This is a genomic window from Burkholderia seminalis, from assembly GCF_001718535.1.
Lineage (GTDB): Bacteria > Pseudomonadota > Gammaproteobacteria > Burkholderiales > Burkholderiaceae > Burkholderia > Burkholderia seminalis.
The window spans coordinates 1,161,209-1,177,959 of the sequence record NZ_CP013398.1; the positions used below are offsets into that span (position 1 = coordinate 1,161,209).

14 protein-coding genes and 4 tRNA genes are annotated in these 16,751 nt (G+C 65.5%); 15 read left to right on the forward strand and 3 right to left on the reverse strand.

Going from position 1 to position 16,751, the window contains the following annotated elements:
- Positions 1 to 104: 104 nt before the first annotated feature.
- The 8 genes from lepA (at position 105) to nagZ (ending at position 8,221) form a co-directional block, all read left to right on the forward strand.
- Positions 105 to 1,898, forward strand: a complete 1,794-nt coding sequence (lepA, locus tag WJ12_RS05295) for a translation elongation factor 4 (RefSeq protein WP_034186506.1) — start codon at positions 105 to 107, stop codon at positions 1,896 to 1,898.
- A 16-nt stretch (positions 1,899 to 1,914) separates the two neighbouring features.
- A complete protein-coding gene (gene lepB / locus WJ12_RS05300; protein ID WP_034186507.1) occupies positions 1,915 to 2,808 on the forward strand; it encodes a signal peptidase I in 894 nt (297 codons plus the stop codon).
- Between the two features lie 153 nt (positions 2,809 to 2,961).
- Positions 2,962 to 4,152, forward strand: coding sequence for a ribonuclease III (rnc, locus tag WJ12_RS05305; protein ID WP_059560706.1), 1,191 nt, complete (start codon positions 2,962 to 2,964; stop codon positions 4,150 to 4,152).
- 60 nt (positions 4,153 to 4,212) lie between these two features.
- Positions 4,213 to 5,112 carry a GTPase Era gene (gene era / locus WJ12_RS05310; protein ID WP_034186509.1) on the forward strand — a complete coding sequence of 300 codons (900 nt, stop codon included), beginning with the start codon at positions 4,213 to 4,215 and terminating at the stop codon, positions 5,110 to 5,112.
- Positions 5,099 to 5,935: a DNA repair protein RecO gene (recO, locus tag WJ12_RS05315; protein WP_034186510.1), complete on the forward strand. Its 837-nt coding sequence runs from the start codon at positions 5,099 to 5,101 to the stop codon at positions 5,933 to 5,935. The genes era and recO overlap by 14 nt, the downstream gene beginning before the upstream one ends.
- Complete coding sequence (gene pdxJ, locus WJ12_RS05320; RefSeq protein ID WP_034186511.1) at positions 5,932 to 6,708, forward strand: pyridoxine 5'-phosphate synthase; 777 nt, start codon at positions 5,932 to 5,934, stop codon at positions 6,706 to 6,708. Before recO ends, pdxJ begins: the two co-directional genes overlap by 4 nt.
- Positions 6,709 to 6,741: 33 nt before the next feature.
- A complete protein-coding gene (gene acpS, locus WJ12_RS05325; RefSeq protein ID WP_034186512.1) occupies positions 6,742 to 7,176 on the forward strand; it encodes a holo-ACP synthase in 435 nt (144 codons plus the stop codon).
- Positions 7,177 to 7,192: 16 nt separating this feature from the next.
- Positions 7,193 to 8,221 (forward strand): beta-N-acetylhexosaminidase, encoded by a 1,029-nt coding sequence (gene nagZ, locus WJ12_RS05330; protein ID WP_059560703.1) that lies wholly within the window; start codon positions 7,193 to 7,195, stop codon positions 8,219 to 8,221.
- Between the two features lie 162 nt (positions 8,222 to 8,383).
- Here the strand turns inward: nagZ and WJ12_RS05335 are convergent, their stop codons facing one another.
- From WJ12_RS05335 to earP, 3 genes are all read right to left on the reverse strand, one after another.
- Positions 8,384 to 9,769, reverse strand: a complete 1,386-nt coding sequence (locus tag WJ12_RS05335; RefSeq protein ID WP_059560702.1) for a sigma-54-dependent transcriptional regulator — start codon at positions 9,767 to 9,769, stop codon at positions 8,384 to 8,386.
- Between the two features lie 268 nt (positions 9,770 to 10,037).
- Positions 10,038 to 10,595, reverse strand: a complete 558-nt coding sequence (gene efp, locus WJ12_RS05340) for an elongation factor P (protein ID WP_034186515.1) — start codon at positions 10,593 to 10,595, stop codon at positions 10,038 to 10,040.
- Between the two features lie 126 nt (positions 10,596 to 10,721).
- Positions 10,722 to 11,915 (reverse strand): elongation factor P maturation arginine rhamnosyltransferase EarP, encoded by a 1,194-nt coding sequence (earP, locus tag WJ12_RS05345; protein ID WP_059560699.1) that lies wholly within the window; start codon positions 11,913 to 11,915, stop codon positions 10,722 to 10,724.
- Between the two features lie 76 nt (positions 11,916 to 11,991).
- Between earP and uvrC the strand changes: the two genes are divergently transcribed.
- The 7 genes from uvrC to WJ12_RS05380 all read left to right on the forward strand — a co-directional run bounded on the left by uvrC (position 11,992) and on the right by WJ12_RS05380 (position 16,741).
- The gene (gene uvrC / locus WJ12_RS05350; RefSeq protein ID WP_034186517.1) at positions 11,992 to 14,037 is read left to right on the forward strand and encodes an excinuclease ABC subunit UvrC; all 2,046 of its coding nucleotides are present in this window, start codon (positions 11,992 to 11,994) and stop codon (positions 14,035 to 14,037) included.
- A gap of 91 nt (positions 14,038 to 14,128) precedes the next feature.
- On the forward strand, positions 14,129 to 14,716 hold the full coding sequence (gene pgsA, locus WJ12_RS05355) for a CDP-diacylglycerol--glycerol-3-phosphate 3-phosphatidyltransferase (RefSeq protein ID WP_034186518.1): 588 nt from the start codon (positions 14,129 to 14,131) through the stop codon (positions 14,714 to 14,716).
- 149 nt (positions 14,717 to 14,865) lie between these two features.
- Positions 14,866 to 14,941, forward strand: a tRNA-Gly gene (locus WJ12_RS05360).
- 53 nt (positions 14,942 to 14,994) lie between these two features.
- Positions 14,995 to 15,070, forward strand: a tRNA-Gly gene (locus WJ12_RS05365).
- 51 nt (positions 15,071 to 15,121) lie between these two features.
- Positions 15,122 to 15,197 (forward strand) — tRNA-Gly (locus WJ12_RS05370).
- A gap of 99 nt (positions 15,198 to 15,296) precedes the next feature.
- Positions 15,297 to 15,370 (forward strand) — tRNA-Cys (locus WJ12_RS05375).
- Between the two features lie 171 nt (positions 15,371 to 15,541).
- The gene (locus WJ12_RS05380) at positions 15,542 to 16,741 is read left to right on the forward strand and encodes a site-specific integrase (protein ID WP_069245556.1); all 1,200 of its coding nucleotides are present in this window, start codon (positions 15,542 to 15,544) and stop codon (positions 16,739 to 16,741) included.
- Positions 16,742 to 16,751: the final 10 nt, after the last annotated feature.

Below are 16,751 nucleotides of genomic sequence, written 5' to 3' on the forward strand. Positions count from 1 at the left end.
CCCGTCGAAAGCCTTTTCAGCTAAAATAAGCTGTTTTTTCACCGACTTACACAAGGCGTGCTCCGCAGTCGTCGAGCGCGCCTTTTTCGCTTGATCGGCACTGAATGGATCATATTCGCAATTTCTCGATCATCGCGCACATCGACCATGGCAAGTCGACGCTCGCGGATCGCATCATCCAGGTATGCGGCGGTCTCGCCGACCGTGAAATGGAAGCGCAGGTGCTCGACTCGATGGATATCGAGCGCGAGCGCGGCATCACGATCAAGGCGCAGACGGCGGCATTGTCCTATCGCGCGCGCGACGGCAAGGTCTACAACCTGAACCTGATCGACACGCCGGGGCACGTCGACTTCTCGTACGAAGTCAGCCGTTCGCTGTCCGCCTGCGAAGGCGCGCTGCTGGTCGTCGATGCCAGCCAGGGCGTCGAGGCGCAGACGGTCGCGAACTGCTACACGGCGATCGAGCTCGGCGTCGAGGTCGTGCCGGTGCTGAACAAGATCGACCTGCCGGCCGCGAACCCCGAGAACGCGATCGAGGAGATCGAGGACGTGATCGGCATCGACGCGACCGACGCGACGCGCTGCAGCGCGAAGACGGGGCTCGGCGTCGAAGACGTGCTCGAGTCGCTGATCGCGAAGGTGCCGCCGCCGAAGGGCGATCCGGCCGCGCCGCTGCAGGCGCTCATCATCGATTCGTGGTTCGACAACTACGTCGGCGTCGTGATGCTCGTACGTATCGTCAACGGCACGCTGCGCCCGAAGGAAAAGATCAAGATGATGGCGACCGGCGCGCAGTATCCGGTCGAGCACGTCGGTGTGTTTACGCCGAAGTCGCGCAATCTCGACTCGCTGTCGGCAGGGCAGGTGGGCTTCATCATCGCCGGCATCAAGGAGCTGACGGCCGCGAAGGTCGGCGATACCGTCACGCACGCGGCCAAGGCTGCTGCCGAGCCGCTGCCGGGCTTCAAGGAAGTGAAGCCGCAGGTGTTCGCGGGGCTGTATCCGGTCGAGGCGAACCAGTACGACGCGCTGCGCGAGTCGCTCGAGAAGCTGAAGCTGAACGATGCGTCGCTGCAGTACGAGCCGGAAGTGTCGCAGGCACTCGGGTTCGGTTTCCGCTGCGGCTTCCTCGGGCTGCTGCACATGGAAATCGTGCAGGAGCGGCTCGAGCGCGAGTTCGACATGGATCTCATCACGACCGCACCGACGGTCGTCTACGAGGTCGTGCAGAGCGACGGTTCGACGATCATGGTCGAGAACCCGGCGAAGATGCCGGAGCCCGGCCGCATCGCCGAAGTCCGCGAGCCGATCGTCACCGTGAACCTGTACATGCCGCAGGACTACGTCGGCTCCGTGATCACGCTGTGCGAGCAGAAGCGCGGCTCGCAGATCAACATGCAGTATCACGGCCGCCAGGTGCAGCTCACGTACGAGATCCCGATGGCCGAGATCGTGCTCGACTTCTTCGATCGCCTGAAGTCGGTGTCGCGCGGCTATGCGTCGATGGACTACGAGTTCAAGGAATACCGTTCGTCGGACGTCGTGAAGGTCGACATGCTGATCAACGGCGACAAGGTCGATGCGCTGTCGATCATCGTGCACCGGTCGCAGTCGCAATACCGCGGCCGCGAGGTGGCCGCGAAGATGCGCGAGATCATCCCGCGCCAGATGTACGACGTGGCGATCCAGGCAGCGATCGGCGCGCACATCGTCGCCCGCGAGAACATCAAGGCGCTGCGCAAGAACGTGCTCGCGAAGTGCTACGGCGGCGACATCACGCGGAAGAAGAAACTGCTCGAGAAGCAGAAAGAAGGCAAGAAACGGATGAAGCAGGTGGGTTCGGTCGAGATCCCGCAGGAAGCGTTCCTTGCGATCTTGCGCGTCGAAGACAAATAACAGGACTGATCCTTTTATGAATTTTGCGCTGATTCTTTTTGTGCTCGTCATCGTGACGGGCGTAGCGTGGGTGCTGGACAAACTGGTGTTCCTGCCGCGGCGACGCAAGGCGGCCGACTCGGCGATCGAGGAGTTCGATCGCCAGCAGTCGCGCATCGACAAGCGCTTCGCGGATGAAAACGCGGTGCAAACGCGTTCGAAGCTGCGCGACGAGAAGCTGCGCCAGCCGTGGTGGCTCGAGTACACCGCGAGCTTCTTTCCGGTGATCCTGGCGGTGTTCGTCGTGCGCTCGTTCGTCGTCGAGCCGTTCAAGATTCCGTCGGGCTCGATGGTGCCGACGCTGCTCGTCGGCGATTTCATCCTCGTCAACAAGTTCGAATACGGGCTGCGCCTGCCGGTCACGAACACGAAGATCACGCAGGGCAGCCCGCTGTCGCGCGGCGATGTCGTCGTGTTCCGTTATCCGAAGGACGAGTCGGTCGACTACATCAAGCGCGTGATCGGCCTGCCGGGCGACACGGTCGCCTACCAGGACAAGCAGCTGACGATCAACGGCCAGCCGGTGCCCGAAACGCCGCTGCCGGATTTCTTCGACGACGAGCGCCAGAATTACGCGAAGCAGTTCGAGGAAACGATCGGCAACAAGAAGAACGCGATCCTCAACAACCCGGCCGTGCCGCCGTTCGTGATGGGCGCCTACGACTATCCGTATCGCGACAACTGCACGTACAACAGCCGCGGCGTGATCTGCAAGGTGCCGCCCGGTCACTACTTCATGATGGGCGACAACCGCGACAACAGTGCGGACAGTCGCTACTGGGGTTTCGTGCCGGACCAGAACATCGTCGGCCGCGCGTTCTTCATCTGGATGAACTTCAGCGACCTGAAGCGCATCGGCTCCTTCAACTGATCGCAGTCGACTCGCACGCAATACGCGACGCACGGGCCGCGTCGCGTATTGCCGAACTACTTTAAGAACCGGCGGTAACACCGCCTCGTCACGCCTTTTCGTCTCCGGCCGTGCCGTTTCGGCCCGACCGGCGCCCGCGTTATACTCCTGCACATGCCCCTATCCCAGTTGGAAAGCCGGCTGCGCTACGAATTTCGCAATGCGGAATTGTTGCGCCAGGCTTTGACCCATCGCAGTCACAGTGCCACGCACAACGAACGGCTCGAGTTTCTCGGCGACTCCGTTCTGAATTGCGCGGTGGCCGCCCTTTTGTTCCAGCGTTTCAGCAAGCTGGACGAAGGCGACCTGTCGCGCGTACGCGCCAACCTCGTCAAGCAGCAGTCGCTGTACGAAATTGCTCAGGCCCTGAATATCTCGGACGGCCTGCGGCTGGGCGAGGGCGAACTGCGCAGCGGCGGGTTCCGTCGCCCGTCGATCCTCGCGGACGCGTTCGAAGCCATCATCGGGGCCGTGTTCCTCGATGGCGGCTTCGAAGCCGCCCAAGGGGTCATCAAGCGCCTCTACATCCCGATTCTCGACCACATCGATCCGCGCACGCTCGGCAAGGACGCGAAGACGCTGCTGCAGGAGTACCTGCAGGGGCACAAGATCGCACTGCCGACCTACACGGTCGTCGCGACGCATGGTGCGGCGCACAATCAGCAGTTCGAGGTCGAATGCACGGTGCCGAAGCTGGACGTGAAGGTATCGGGCTCCGGCGCGAGCCGGCGCGCGGCCGAGCAGGCCGCCGCGAAGAAGGCGCTCGACGAAGTGATGGCGGCCGCGCCGATGCTGGCCACGAAGCCGAAGCGCTCGAAAAACGCGCGCGGCTCGAAGCATGTGGAACCCGAAATCGTGCCGGGCGTGAAGGGCGTGCAGGAAGCGCTCGACCTGCGCTCGCCGGAGCGGAAGGAGCGGGCGGCTGCCCGCGAGGCCAGGGCGGCCGCCGGTGCGGTGCCCGCGGCGGCTGCGACCGGTGCCGAGCCGGCCGTCGCGCCGATGGCCGCGATTCGCGCGGCGCATGTCGAGACGGCTGCCGACAAGGGTGAGCGGGCGGCGAAGCCGGCGGCCGACAAGGTGGCCGATAAACCCGCCGACCGCCCCGACAAGGCGGCGGACAAGCCCGCGGACGCCGCGCCGCGTGCCGCCGATCCGGCCGCATCGTCCGCCGACAAGCCTTCCGCCGGTTCCGACCCCGCTGCACGCACGCGTGCGCGCGACGCTGCCGCACCGGACGCCGAGACGCCGCCGGGCGGCGCGAGCCTCGCCGCCGCGCAGGCGCGCGTGGCCGATGCCGACCACTGAATTGCCCAGCGATCGTGCCGCGCGCCGCGCGGCCGTTTCCGAACCTGCCTCCCAAACGATATGAACACTCCCGCTCCTACCGGCTTCCGTTGCGGCATGATCGCGATCGTGGGCCGCCCGAACGTCGGCAAGTCGACGTTGATGAACGCACTCGTCGGCCAGAAGATCAGCATCACGTCGCGCAAGGCGCAGACGACCCGCCATCGCATCACCGGCATCAACACGTTCGATGACGCGCAATTCGTGTTCGTCGACACGCCGGGTTTCCAGACCCGTCACAGCACCGCGCTGAACCGATCGCTGAACCGCGCGGTCACGTCGACGCTGACGTCGGTCGACGTGATCCTGTTCGTGATCGAGGCCGGTCGCTTCGGGCCCGACGACCAGAAGGTGCTCGACCTGATTCCGCCCGGCATGCCGACGCTGCTGATCACGAACAAGATCGACCGTGTCGCCGACAAGGCCACGCTGTATCCGTTCATGCAGAAGATGAACACGCTGCGCGAATTCGCCGAGCTCGTGCCGCTGTCGGCGCAGCAGCCGGAAGACATCAAGCGCCTGCTCGAGACGATCAAGCCGTACCTGCCGGAAGGCGCCCCGATCTACGGCGAGGACGAGCTGACCGACCGCAGCTCGCGCTTCCTCGCGGCCGAAATCCTGCGCGAAAAGGTGTTCCGCTGGACCGGCGACGAGCTGCCGTACACGAGCACCGTCGTGATCGACAAGTTCGAGGAGGAAGGGCGGCTGAAGCGCATCTTCGCGACGATCCTCGTCGAACGCGATTCGCACAAGGCGATGGTGATCGGCAAGAAGGGCGAGAAGCTCAAGCAGATCAGCACCGAGGCGCGGATGGACATGGAGAAGCTGTTCGACGGCCCCGTGTACCTCGAGACCTTCGTGAAGGTGAGGAGCGGCTGGGCCGACAACGAGGCCGGACTGCGCGCCTATGGGTACGAATGACGCGCTGACGTCGACTGAAGACGCGGTGACGGCCGGCGCGAACGACGCGCCGCTGCCGGCTCCGCCCGAACCGCCGCGCAAGGCGCGGCGCGCGACGTCTCGCACGTCCGATTTCCGCGTCGCCGAGCAGCCGGCGTTCGTGCTGCACAGCTATCCGTATCGCGAAACCAGCCTGATCGTCGATGTGCTGACGCGCGATCACGGCCGGCTTGCGCTCGTCGCGAAGGGCGCGAAACGCCCGCACTCCGCGCTGCGCGGCGTGCTGCAGACCTTCCAGCCGCTGCTGCTGTCCTGGTCCGGCAAATCCGAGGTGCGCACGCTGACGGGGGCCGAGTGGGTCGGCGGCATGCTGCCGCTCGGCGGCGACGGGCTGCTGTGCGGTTTCTACGCGAACGAGCTGCTCGTGAAATTCTGCGCGCGCGAGGATCCGCAGCCGCCGCTGTTCAATCATTATGTGCTGACGCTCACGCGCCTCGCGCACGGCGAACCCGCGGTGCAGGTGCTGCGTTCGTTCGAGCGCGTGCTGTTGAAGGAGACCGGTTACGCGATGGCGCTGAACCGCACGGTCGCGCGCCGCGCGGTCGAGCCCGATCGCCGCTACGTGTTCGATCCCGAGCGCGGCGTGCGCAACGCGGACGACGACGTGCCGTCGCACTGGCCGGTCATCACCGGACAGACGTTGCTCGACATGGAGCAGGACGATTACCATCGAGCCCAGACGGTCGCGCAAAGCAAGACGCTGATGCGCTTCCTGCTGAACACCTATCTCGGCGGTACGCCGCTTGCCACGCGTCAGATCCTGATCGACCTGCAAAACCTATGAGCTTCTTCCTGACAACGCCCACCGCCATCGACCTCGGCGTGAACATCGACCACGTCGCGACGCTGCGCAATGCGCGCGGCACGGCCTATCCCGATCCGATCCGCGCGGCGCTCGCCGCCGAAGAGGCCGGTGCGGACGCGATCACGCTGCATCTGCGCGAGGATCGCCGCCACATCGTCGACGCCGACGTGCGCAAGCTGCGCCCGCTGCTGAAGACGCGCATGAACCTCGAATGCGCGGTGACGGCCGAGATGCTCGACATCGCGTGCGAAGTGCGTCCGCACGACGCGTGCCTCGTGCCGGAAAAGCGCGAGGAACTGACGACCGAGGGCGGTCTCGATGTCGCCGGCCACTTCGAAGCCGTGCGCGCGGCCTGCAAGCAACTGGCCGACGTCGGCGTGCGCGTGTCGCTGTTCATCGACCCGGACGAGACGCAGATCCGCGCCGCGCACGAAGCGGGCGCGCCGGTGATCGAACTGCACACGGGCCGCTACGCCGAGGCGCACGACGAAGCCGAACAGCAGCGCGAGTACGAACGCATCGTCGCGGGCGTGCAGGCCGGTGCGCAACTGGGCCTGAAGGTCAATGCGGGGCACGGGCTGCATTACACGAACGTGCAGCAGATCGCCGCGATCGACGGCATCGTCGAGCTGAACATCGGTCACGCGATCGTCGCGCATGCGATCTTCGCGGGCTGGGACAACGCGGTGCGCGAGATGAAGGCGATCATGGTTGCCGCCCGCGTCGCCGCGCTGCACGGTGGCGCGCGTTGAAGATGAAATACCGCCGCGTGCGCGCGTACTGACATGGCGATCTACGGCATCGGTACCGACATCGCCCAGGTAAGCCGCGTCGCGGCCGTGCTCGAACGCACGGGCGGCCGGTTTGCCGAGAAGGTGCTGGGCCCCGACGAACTGCGTGTGTTCCATGCGCGCCGCGCGCGCTCCGAGGCGCGCGGCATCGCGTTTCTCGCGACGCGCTTCTCCGCGAAGGAAGCGTTCTCGAAGGCGATCGGGCTCGGCATGCACTGGCCGATGACGTGGCGCGCACTGCAGACGCTCAACCATCCGAGCGGCGAGCCGTACGTGGTCGCGTCGGGCGAGCTGGCCGACTGGCTGGCCGCGCGCGGCATCACGGCGCGCGTGACGGTCAGCGACGAGCGCGACTACGCAGTGTCGTTCGTGATCGCCGAAACGGACGCCGCGCCTGCTCCTGCACCTGTTTCCCGAACCTCCTCCTGACGGACTTCCCGATTCGATGAAAACGACTCCCGGCCCGGTCATGCTCGACGTCGTCGGCACGGCCCTGTCGCGCGACGATGCACGGCGTCTTGCGCATCCGAATACCGGCGGCGTGATCCTGTTCGCGCGGCACTTCCAGAACCGCGCGCAGCTGATCGCGCTGACCGACTCGATCCGCGCGGTGCGCGAAGACATCCTGATCGCCGTCGATCACGAAGGCGGGCGCGTGCAGCGGTTCCGCACCGACGGCTTCACGGTGCTGCCCGCGATGCGCCGCCTCGGCGAGCTGTGGGATCGCGACGTGCTGCTCGCGACGAAGGTGGCGACCGCCGTCGGCTACATCCTGGCCGCCGAACTGCGTGCGTGCGGGATCGACATGAGCTTCACGCCCGTGCTCGACCTCGACCACGGGCATTCGAAGGTGATCGGCGACCGCGCGTTCCATCGCGACGCGCGCGTCGTCACGCTGCTCGCGAAGAGCCTGAACCACGGGCTGTCGCTCGCCGGGATGGCGAACTGCGGCAAGCATTTCCCCGGGCACGGTTTCGCGGAAGCCGATTCGCACGTCGCGCTGCCGACCGACGACCGCACGCTCGACGCGATCCTCAAGCAGGACGTTGCGCCGTACGACTGGCTCGGCCTATCGCTGTCGGCCGTGATTCCCGCGCACGTGATCTATACGCAGGTCGACAAGCGGCCGGCCGGATTCTCGCGCGTCTGGCTGCAGGACATCCTGCGCGGCAAGCTCGGCTTCACGGGCGCGATCTTCAGCGACGACCTGTCGATGGAGGCCGCGCGCGAAGGCGGCACGCTCACGCAGGCGGCCGATGCCGCGCTCGCCGCCGGTTGCGACATGGTGCTCGTCTGCAACCAGCCGGAGGCGGCCGAGGTCGTGCTGAACGAGCTGAAGGCACGGGCGTCGGCCGAGTCGGTGCGGCGCATCAAGCGGATGCGCGCGCGCGGCAAGGCGCTCAAGTGGGACAAGCTGGTCGCGCAGCCCGAGTATCTGCAGGCGCAGGCGCTGCTGAAAAGCGCACTGGCGTAAACGGGCGCGGTTCGGGTCCTTTCGCTCGCCGAAACAAAAAGCCGCGCAATTGCGCGGCTTTTTCATGGGGTGCGGCAAGGGGCAAACCGGGCAGTCGGTACGGCGGGCTTTTGCGCAACTAACGGTCAGGTCCGGCCAGTGCCCGTATTCACGATCGCCCGCTCAGTTCACCTTCATCCGCTGCAGCTTGTTGTACAGCGTCTTCGGGCTGATGCCGAGCAGCGTGGCCGCACGATGGCGGGTGCCGCCGACCGCGTCGAGCGTCGCGCGGATCAGCAGGTCCTCGACGTCGGACAGCGGCGTGCCGACCTTGATCTGCACGCTGCTGCCGTTCAGCGCGGCGCCGGAGGAGAAGCTCGGCTCGCCGGCGCGCAGCGTCTCGATGAAATCGCCCGACGCGTCGTACGCGAAGCGCACGCGTTCCTGCAGTTCGCGCACGTTGCCCGGCCATTCGTAGGACAGGCATTCGCGCACGAAGCCCGGCGCCGCGCGCTTGTCGGTCGTGCTGCGCCCGGTCGCGCGCGCCTCGCGGTTCAGTTCGTCGATCTGCGCGTCCGCGATCGCGAGTGCGTCGCCGTCGCGCTCGCGCAGCGGCGGCATCGTGATCGACGCCGCATCGAGGCGCAACCACAGATCCTCGCGCAGCGTGCCGTTCGCGACCGCTTCGCGTGCCGGGCGGCGCGTGGTCGCGATCAGCCGGAAATCGCTCGTGATCGAGCTCGTGCCGCCGATCCGCATGAAGTTCTGCGAATCGAGCGCATGCAGCAGCGCTTCCTGCAGCACGAGCGGCAGCGCGGTGATCTCGTCGAGGAACAGCGTGCCGCCGCCGGCCTGTTCGAACAGGCCCGATTCGCGGCGCTCGGCGCCGTCGAACGCGCCGCGCTCATGGCCGAACAGCACGCTGTCGAGCGACGCGCCATGGCGGCCGGCCTGCGCGATCGTCCGGCAGTCGAACGACACGAACGGCCCCTTGCGGCGCCGGCTCAGGTCGTGCAGCGTGCGCGCGGCCAGCTTCTTGCCGGTGCCGGCCTCGCCCGAGAACAGCACGGCCGTTTCGGTGCGCGCGTTGTGCTCGATCATGTCGTACACGTGCTGCATCGCATCGCTGCAGCCGACCAGCGCGCCGAAGCGGCCGAGCCGGCGCAGCGACGCACGCAGCGACTGCACTTCGTCGATCAGTTCGTACGGGCGCGGGATCCGCGCGAGCAGGCTGCGCAGGCGCGGAATGTTGATCGGCTTCAGCAGGTAGTCCCAGATGCCGTGACGCAGGCCCTCGATGGCGCTCTCGACCGTCGCGTTGCCCGTGAGCACGATGACGGGCAACGAGCCGTTCGGCTGTTGCTGCGGCAGGTGCTGGAGCAGGTCGAACCCGCTGCCGTCCGGCAGGTTCAGGTCGACGAGGACGACATCGGGGATCGAGCGGCCCAGCGCCGTGCGGGCTTCGGCGAGCGACGTGGCCGTGTCGACCGAGAAGCCGTCTGCGGCGAGCAGCGCGGTGAGGCCGGAGAGACTGTTGGGATCGTCTTCGACAATCAGGGCGTGTGGCATGGTGGACGCGAGTCGAGTCAAGAGAGGCGGGCTGTCGGCCATCGGGGCCGCAGCCGCATGTCAGATTAAAAACTGATTTTATGCCCCGCCGAACCCGTCACGCGCATTATTTCTCCGGCGCTATAAAACAGTTACCGATGATACAAATTGAATATCTTTACCGGTGGATTTTGTGTTCCTTATGCCCTTGGCTGGTGCCCGCTGTTGGCGCTAGACAAACAAAAAGCGCCCCGAAGGGCGCTTTGTTCGATGCGGGTATCGCTGACGATTACGCGCGGCTGCGGTATTCGTTCGTACGCGTATCGATTTCGATCTTGTCGCCGGTATTGCAGAACAGCGGCACTTGCAGTTCGAAGCCCGTTGCGAGCTTGGCGTTCTTCAGCACCTTGCCCGACGACGTGTCGCCCTTGACTGCCGGCTCCGTGTAGGTGATCTCGCGAACGAGGATCGTCGGCAGTTCGACCGAGATCGCCTTCTCGTTGTAGAACACGACTTCGCACGCCATGCCGTCTTCGAGGTAGTTCAGCGCTTCGCCCATCATTTCGGCTTCGACTTCGAACTGGTTGTAGTCGGCGTCCATGAACACGTACATCGGGTCGGCGAAGTACGAGTACGTCACTTCCTTGCGGTCGAGCACGACGACGTCGAACTTGTCGTCGGCCTTGTAGACCGATTCCTGGCCTGCGTTCGTCAGCAGGTTCTTCATCTTCATCTTGACGACGGCGGCGTTACGGCCCGACTTGTTGTATTCCGTCTTGGAGATGACCCATGCGTCGCTGCCGATCTGCACGACGTTGCCTACGCGGAGTTCCTGTGCGGTCTTCATAAAAACTGTCCTGATCCAATCAAATAAATAGGTGCCTGAGCGTTGCGCAACGGCTGACGGCGCAAGCGGTGCGTTCCGGTGGACGCCAAAAGCGAGCGCTTGCCTGGTCAGCCGTCGGATAACCGCTTATTTTAACTGAGATTTTGCGTATTCCGCCAGCTTTCCGGCGAGATCGCCGACCGCCGCGAGCGCGTCGGCCCAGCGGGCCGCATTGGCGTCCAGTGCGGCACGGTGTTGCCAGAAATCGGCCCAGTCGGGCGTGCCGGCGCCGTTCCATGCATGCCAGAACCGCTCGAGCGCGGCGCGCGGCGCATCGGCGAGGCCCGCCGACAGGTGCGCGAGCGCGGCGTCGAGCTTCGGCAGGTGCACGTCGTCGGCCTGCGGGTAGATGTGCCACACGAACGGCTTGCGCGCCCATTGCGCGCGGACGAACGAATCCTCGCCGCGCACGAAATTGAGGTCGGCCGCCCACAGCAGCGGATCGTAGTCGGCCTGCGGGACGAATGCGAGCCCGTGGGCGACCAGGTTGCCGGCGCGTGCATGGGCGCCCGCCGCGAACGACTCGACCCCGAAAAAGCGCGCGACGGCCGGCGACAGGCGGCCGGCCGGCACGAGCGCGACGACCGGCGACGGGCCGTCGCGCCATTGGGCGAGCAGTGCGTCGACGGCCGGATTTTCGTACGTGAACAGACTGACGACCGTCGTGCCGGGCGCCGGCGGCGCGCCGCCGGTCGCGCGCCGCCACCATGCGGCGCGGGCCGCGGCGTCGGCATCGAAGGCCGTCCGGCGCGCGTCGAGGTCGTGCTCCTTCGGCACGCCGCCGGTGCCGGCCGACAGGCCGGGGAAGAAGAACGTCTTCAGCAGCGGGTAGCGTGGATGCGGCGACGGCCGCAAATGGAAATCGGCGACCCAGTCCTCGGCGCTCAGGTATTCGAGGTTGATCCACACGGGGCGGCGCTCGCGGCGTGCCATCGCCGCGAGATACGCGCCGGGCAGCTCGCACGCGAACGCCTCGATCACGACATCGGCGATCTCCAGTGCGTCGCCGACTTCCGCATGCCAGTGCTCGATCGCGATCGCGTCGATCGTCTGCCGTCCGGCGTCGGGATCGACGCTCGGCAGCAGGCGCGCGAAGGTGCGCAGGTCGTCGACGAACAGCCGGACCTGCCAGCCGTGCTCATGCGCGAGCTGGTGCGCGACGCGCCAGCACACGCCGATGTCGCCGAAATTGTCGATCACCGTGCAGAAGAGGTCGCAGGCGATCGGTTCGCCCGGCGCGAGCGTCGCGGCGGGGTGTGGGGCAGCGGTGGTGCGTGGCATCGAAGCGGGCCGGTGAATGCTCTAAACTGGCGATTCTAATAGACCCGTTCCGCGTTACAAGGCGCCCGGATCACGCATGACAGCCCCAGAAGCCTCCGATATCCCGTTCGAACCGAAGAAGATCCTTGCGCAGTTGCCGCACATGCCCGGCGTCTATCGTTATTACGACACGGCGGGCGCCGTGCTTTACGTCGGCAAGGCGCGCGACCTGAAGAAGCGCGTATCGAGCTATTTCACGAAGACCCAGCTGTCGCCGCGCATCGCGATGATGGTCACGCGCATCGCGCGCATCGAGACGACCGTCACGCGCTCGGAAGCCGAGGCGCTGCTGCTCGAGAACAACCTGATCAAGGCACTCGCGCCGCGCTACAACATCCTGTTTCGCGACGACAAGTCGTATCCGTACCTGAAGCTCACCGCACATCGGTTTCCGCGGATGGCCTACTACCGCGGGTCGGTCGACAAGCAGAACCAGTATTTCGGGCCGTTCCCGAGCGCGTGGGCCGTGCGCGAGAGCATCCAGATCCTGCAGCGCGTGTTCCAGTTGCGGACCTGCGAGGATTCGGTGTTCAACAACCGCACGCGGCCGTGCCTGCTGCACCAGATCGGGCGCTGCACGGCGCCGTGCGTCGGCGCGATCTCCAGCGAGGATTACGCGGTCGACGTGTCGAACGCCGCGCGGTTCCTGCTCGGCCGGCAGTCCGAAGTGATGAAGGAACTCGAGCAGAAGATGCATGCGTTCGCGGCCGAGCTGAAATTCGAGCAGGCGGCGGCCGTGCGCAACCAGATGAGCTCGCTCGCGACGGTGCTGCACCAGCAGGCGATCGAGGTCGGCGGCGACAGCGACGTCGACATCCTCGCCGTCGTCGCGCAAGGCGGGCGTGTGTGCGTGAATCTCGCGATGGTGCGCGGCGGCCGGCATCTCGGCGACAAGGCGTATTTCCCGACGCACGTCGAAAGCGCGCTGACGCTCGCCGAAGGTGGTCTTGGCGACGAGGCCGAGTCGTCGGAAGCGGCCGACACAACCGGCGCGACCGCCGCCGCGGTGCCCGACCAGCCCGCGGAAGAAGCCGGCAGCGTGCGCGGCGGCGCGGCGGCGGCATCGGTCGAGGCGGAGGTGCTCGATGCGTTCATCGCGCAGCACTATCTCGGCAACCGCGTGCCGCCGGTGCTTGTCGTCAGCCACGCGCCCGCGAGCCGCGACCTGCTCGAGCTGCTGTCCGAACAGGCCGGCCACAAGGTGTCGCTGGTGCGGCAGCCGCAGGGGCAGCGGCGCGCGTGGCTGTCGATGGCCGAACAGAATGCGCAGATCGCGCTGATGCGGCTGCTGTCCGAGCAGGGCTCGCAGCAGGCGCGTACGCGCTCGCTGGCGGAAACGCTCGGTTACGACATCGACGATCTCGCGACGCTGCGGATCGAATGCTTCGACATCAGCCACACGATGGGCGAGGCCACGCAGGCGTCGTGCGTCGTCTACCATCATCACAAGATGCAGTCGGGCGAGTACCGCCGCTACAACATCACGGGCATTACGCCGGGCGACGATTACGCGGCGATGCGGCAGGTGCTCACGCGCCGCTACGAGAAGATGGTCGAGCAGGCCGCGCAGGCGGCCGCGGTGGATGAAGCGGCCGGCATCGACGGCGAATCGACGCGCCAGGCCGAGGCGTCGAGCCTGCTGCCGAACATCGTGCTGATCGACGGCGGCAAGGGTCAGGTCGAAATCGCGCGCCAGGTGTTCACCGAGCTGGGGCTCGACACGTCCATGCTGGTCGGCGTCGCGAAGGGCGAGGGGCGCAAGGTCGGCCTCGAGACGCTCGTGTTCGCGGACGGCCGCACGCCGCTCGAACTCGGCAAGGAGAGTGCCGCGCTGATGCTCGTCGCGCAGATCCGCGACGAGGCGCACCGCTTCGCGATCACCGGCATGCGGGCGAAGCGGGCGAAGGCGCGCCAGACGTCGCGGCTCGAGGAACTCGAGGGCGTTGGCGCGAAACGCCGGCAGCGGCTGCTCGCGCGGTTCGGCGGATTGCGCGGCGTGGTGGCCGCGAGCGTCGAGGAACTCGCGAGCGTCGAGGGCATCTCGCACGCGCTCGCCGAACAGATCTACAAGCAGCTTCACTGACGCGCCCGTGCGGCCGGGCTGCCTCGCCAGCGTTCTTGTGGCAGGCCGGTCGACACGGCACAATTGCGAATCCTTTACTGTCCCGCATGCCATGCCGTTCAATTTCCCGATTTTCCTGACGTGGGTACGGATCGTGCTGATTCCGCTCGTCGTCGGCGTGTTCTACCTGCCGGACACGGTGATGGGCGGCGCGCACCGCAATCTCGCGGCGGCGGCGATCTTCATCCTCGCGGCGCTGACCGACTGGTTCGACGGTTATCTCGCACGCAAGTGGAACCAGACCTCGTCGTTCGGCGCCTTTCTCGATCCGGTGGCGGACAAGCTGATGGTGACGGCCGCGTTGCTGATCCTCGTGCAGATTTCGCGGGTCGATGCGGCGATCGCGCTGGTGATCGTCGGCCGCGAGATCGCGATCTCGGCGCTGCGCGAGTGGATGGCGCAGATCGGCGCATCGAAGAGCGTCGCGGTGAACCAGCTCGGCAAGTTCAAGACCGCATGCCAGATGGTCGCGATCCCGATGCTGCTGTTCTACGGGCCGCTGCCGCTCGGCGTCGTGACGATCGACACGCGCGTGTGGGGTGAGTGGCTGATGTATCTCGCGGCGGTGCTGACGATCTGGTCGATGCTTTACTACATGAAGCTCGCGTGGCCGCAGATCCGTGAGCGCGGCGGTGCGTGAAACGTGCGTCTCGCGTTCGGTCGAGGCGGTTTTTGTAAAAAGGGCTGGAAAAGCCCTTGACACACGAATGTGCCTTCGACATAATCTCGCTTCTCCGCTGCACGACGAAGTAAGCGTGTGACGGGGAAGCAGCAGTAGCGTAGCAATACGCGGGAGTAGCTCAGTTGGTAGAGCGCAACCTTGCCAAGGTTGAGGTCGCGAGTTCGAGACTCGTCTCCCGCTCCAGATTTTTTCTGGCAGCGCGTTGGTTGGCGAAGCGCTGCAGATGCAGGACCCATGCGGGAGTAGCTCAGTTGGTAGAGCGCAACCTTGCCAAGGTTGAGGTCGCGAGTTCGAGACTCGTCTCCCGCTCCAGATTTTTCTGGCAGCGTGTTGGTCGGCGAAGCGCTGCAGGTGCAGGACAATGCGGGAGTAGCTCAGTTGGTAGAGCGCAACCTTGCCAAGGTTGAGGTCGCGAGTTCGAGACTCGTCTCCCGCTCCAAGTAATGGGGAAGCCAAGCTTCCCTTTTTATTTGATGGACTTCCGGTCCTCGAATAGAAATCTGTCGCTTGCCTCACGGCATCCGGACAGTCCGCTTTTGGCGCGATAGCAAAGCGGTTATGCAGCGGCCTGCAAAGCCGTTTAGGCCGGTTCGACTCCGGCTCGCGCCTCCAAGTAGAACGAGATAAAGCCCTGATTCGTCAGGGCTTTTCTTTTTTCTACATCGCTTTCATTCTTGTAATAGAGTTGCCTAGAGTGGTAAAAAGTCGCCTGTAACCAACTAAAAACCGACGCCAACCACCCGTCAATCGGCTAATTGGCAATCGAGGCGAGTTCATCTAGGCATGGCGAACAAACGACTGCGGCCGTCCGGCACGTGGGAATACACGATCAAACGGGCGAAGCTGCTACCAAAGCCACTTTCCCTGACCTTTGACACTGAGGAAGAAGGCGACGCGTACGTCGCCCGATTGGAGCAGCTGCTGGACGCCGGCATCGTGCCGGACGAAGTGGTCGAGCAACGCGAAGCGATCGCGACAACAGGGGACGCCATTCGAGCGTACCTGCGCCGCGTATCGGTCCCTGATTCCGACGTCCAGGTGCTCAATGCGCTCCTCGGACGAGCGGCCATCAAAGCAAAGTCGCTTGCGACTCTCGATTACCAGTGGGTCGAGCAGTGGGTGACCGCCATGAAGCGACACGACCACCTTTCGCCGTCAACGATCCGGCACTACGTCGGTGCGTTGGCTCGCTGCTTCGATTGGGTGGTGAGATCGGGCACGCCGATGTTGGCGACTAACCCTCTCCGCCTGCTCCCGAAGCGATACGCAACCTACACTGATGAAGATCGGGTCGCGGTCGAGGCGCAGGATGTCGACGCGAAAGAGGACGTACACCGGGATCGGCGGCCGAGCGAGGCGGAGCAGGCCGAGATTCGACGACTGATGGCCGGCGGGAAGCCAAACGGCCGCGAGCGTGCGTTCGATCTCCCGTACCGGCCGGCGCTGGTGTTCCTTTTCGAGCTTGGCATCGAGTCCGCCATGCGGATGCGGGAAATGTACACGCTGGAGGTCGACCAGTTTGATGTTGCTCGGCGGACGGTGTCCCTTGAGAAGACGAAGAACGGCAGCAAGCGCTCGGTGCCGCTCACGACGATCGCGATAGCCGCGTACGAGCGGTACATCGTCGCCGTGAATGGCGGCGATCCAGAGATGAACGGTTTCACCTTCGACTCCGGCCGCTTGTTCCCGTGGGTTGGCGAAATGGAGGCGTCGATGCGGGCCGAGGGCGTGCAACTGCTCAAGCGCAAGGTGCTCGCCCGTGTCTCGTCCCGGCTATCGGCGCAGTTTGGGCGGATCTTCGACGCGGCGGGCTGTTCGGATCTCGTGTTCCATGACCTGCGGCATGAGGCAACGTCGCGGCTGTACGAGCGGACGACATTGAGTGACGTTCAGATCGCGAAGATCACCGGGCACACGAATCCCAAGGTATTGATGCGCTACGCCAACCTGCGGGGGAGTGATCTGGCTATGCGCCTTTGGTAAAGTGGTCGCG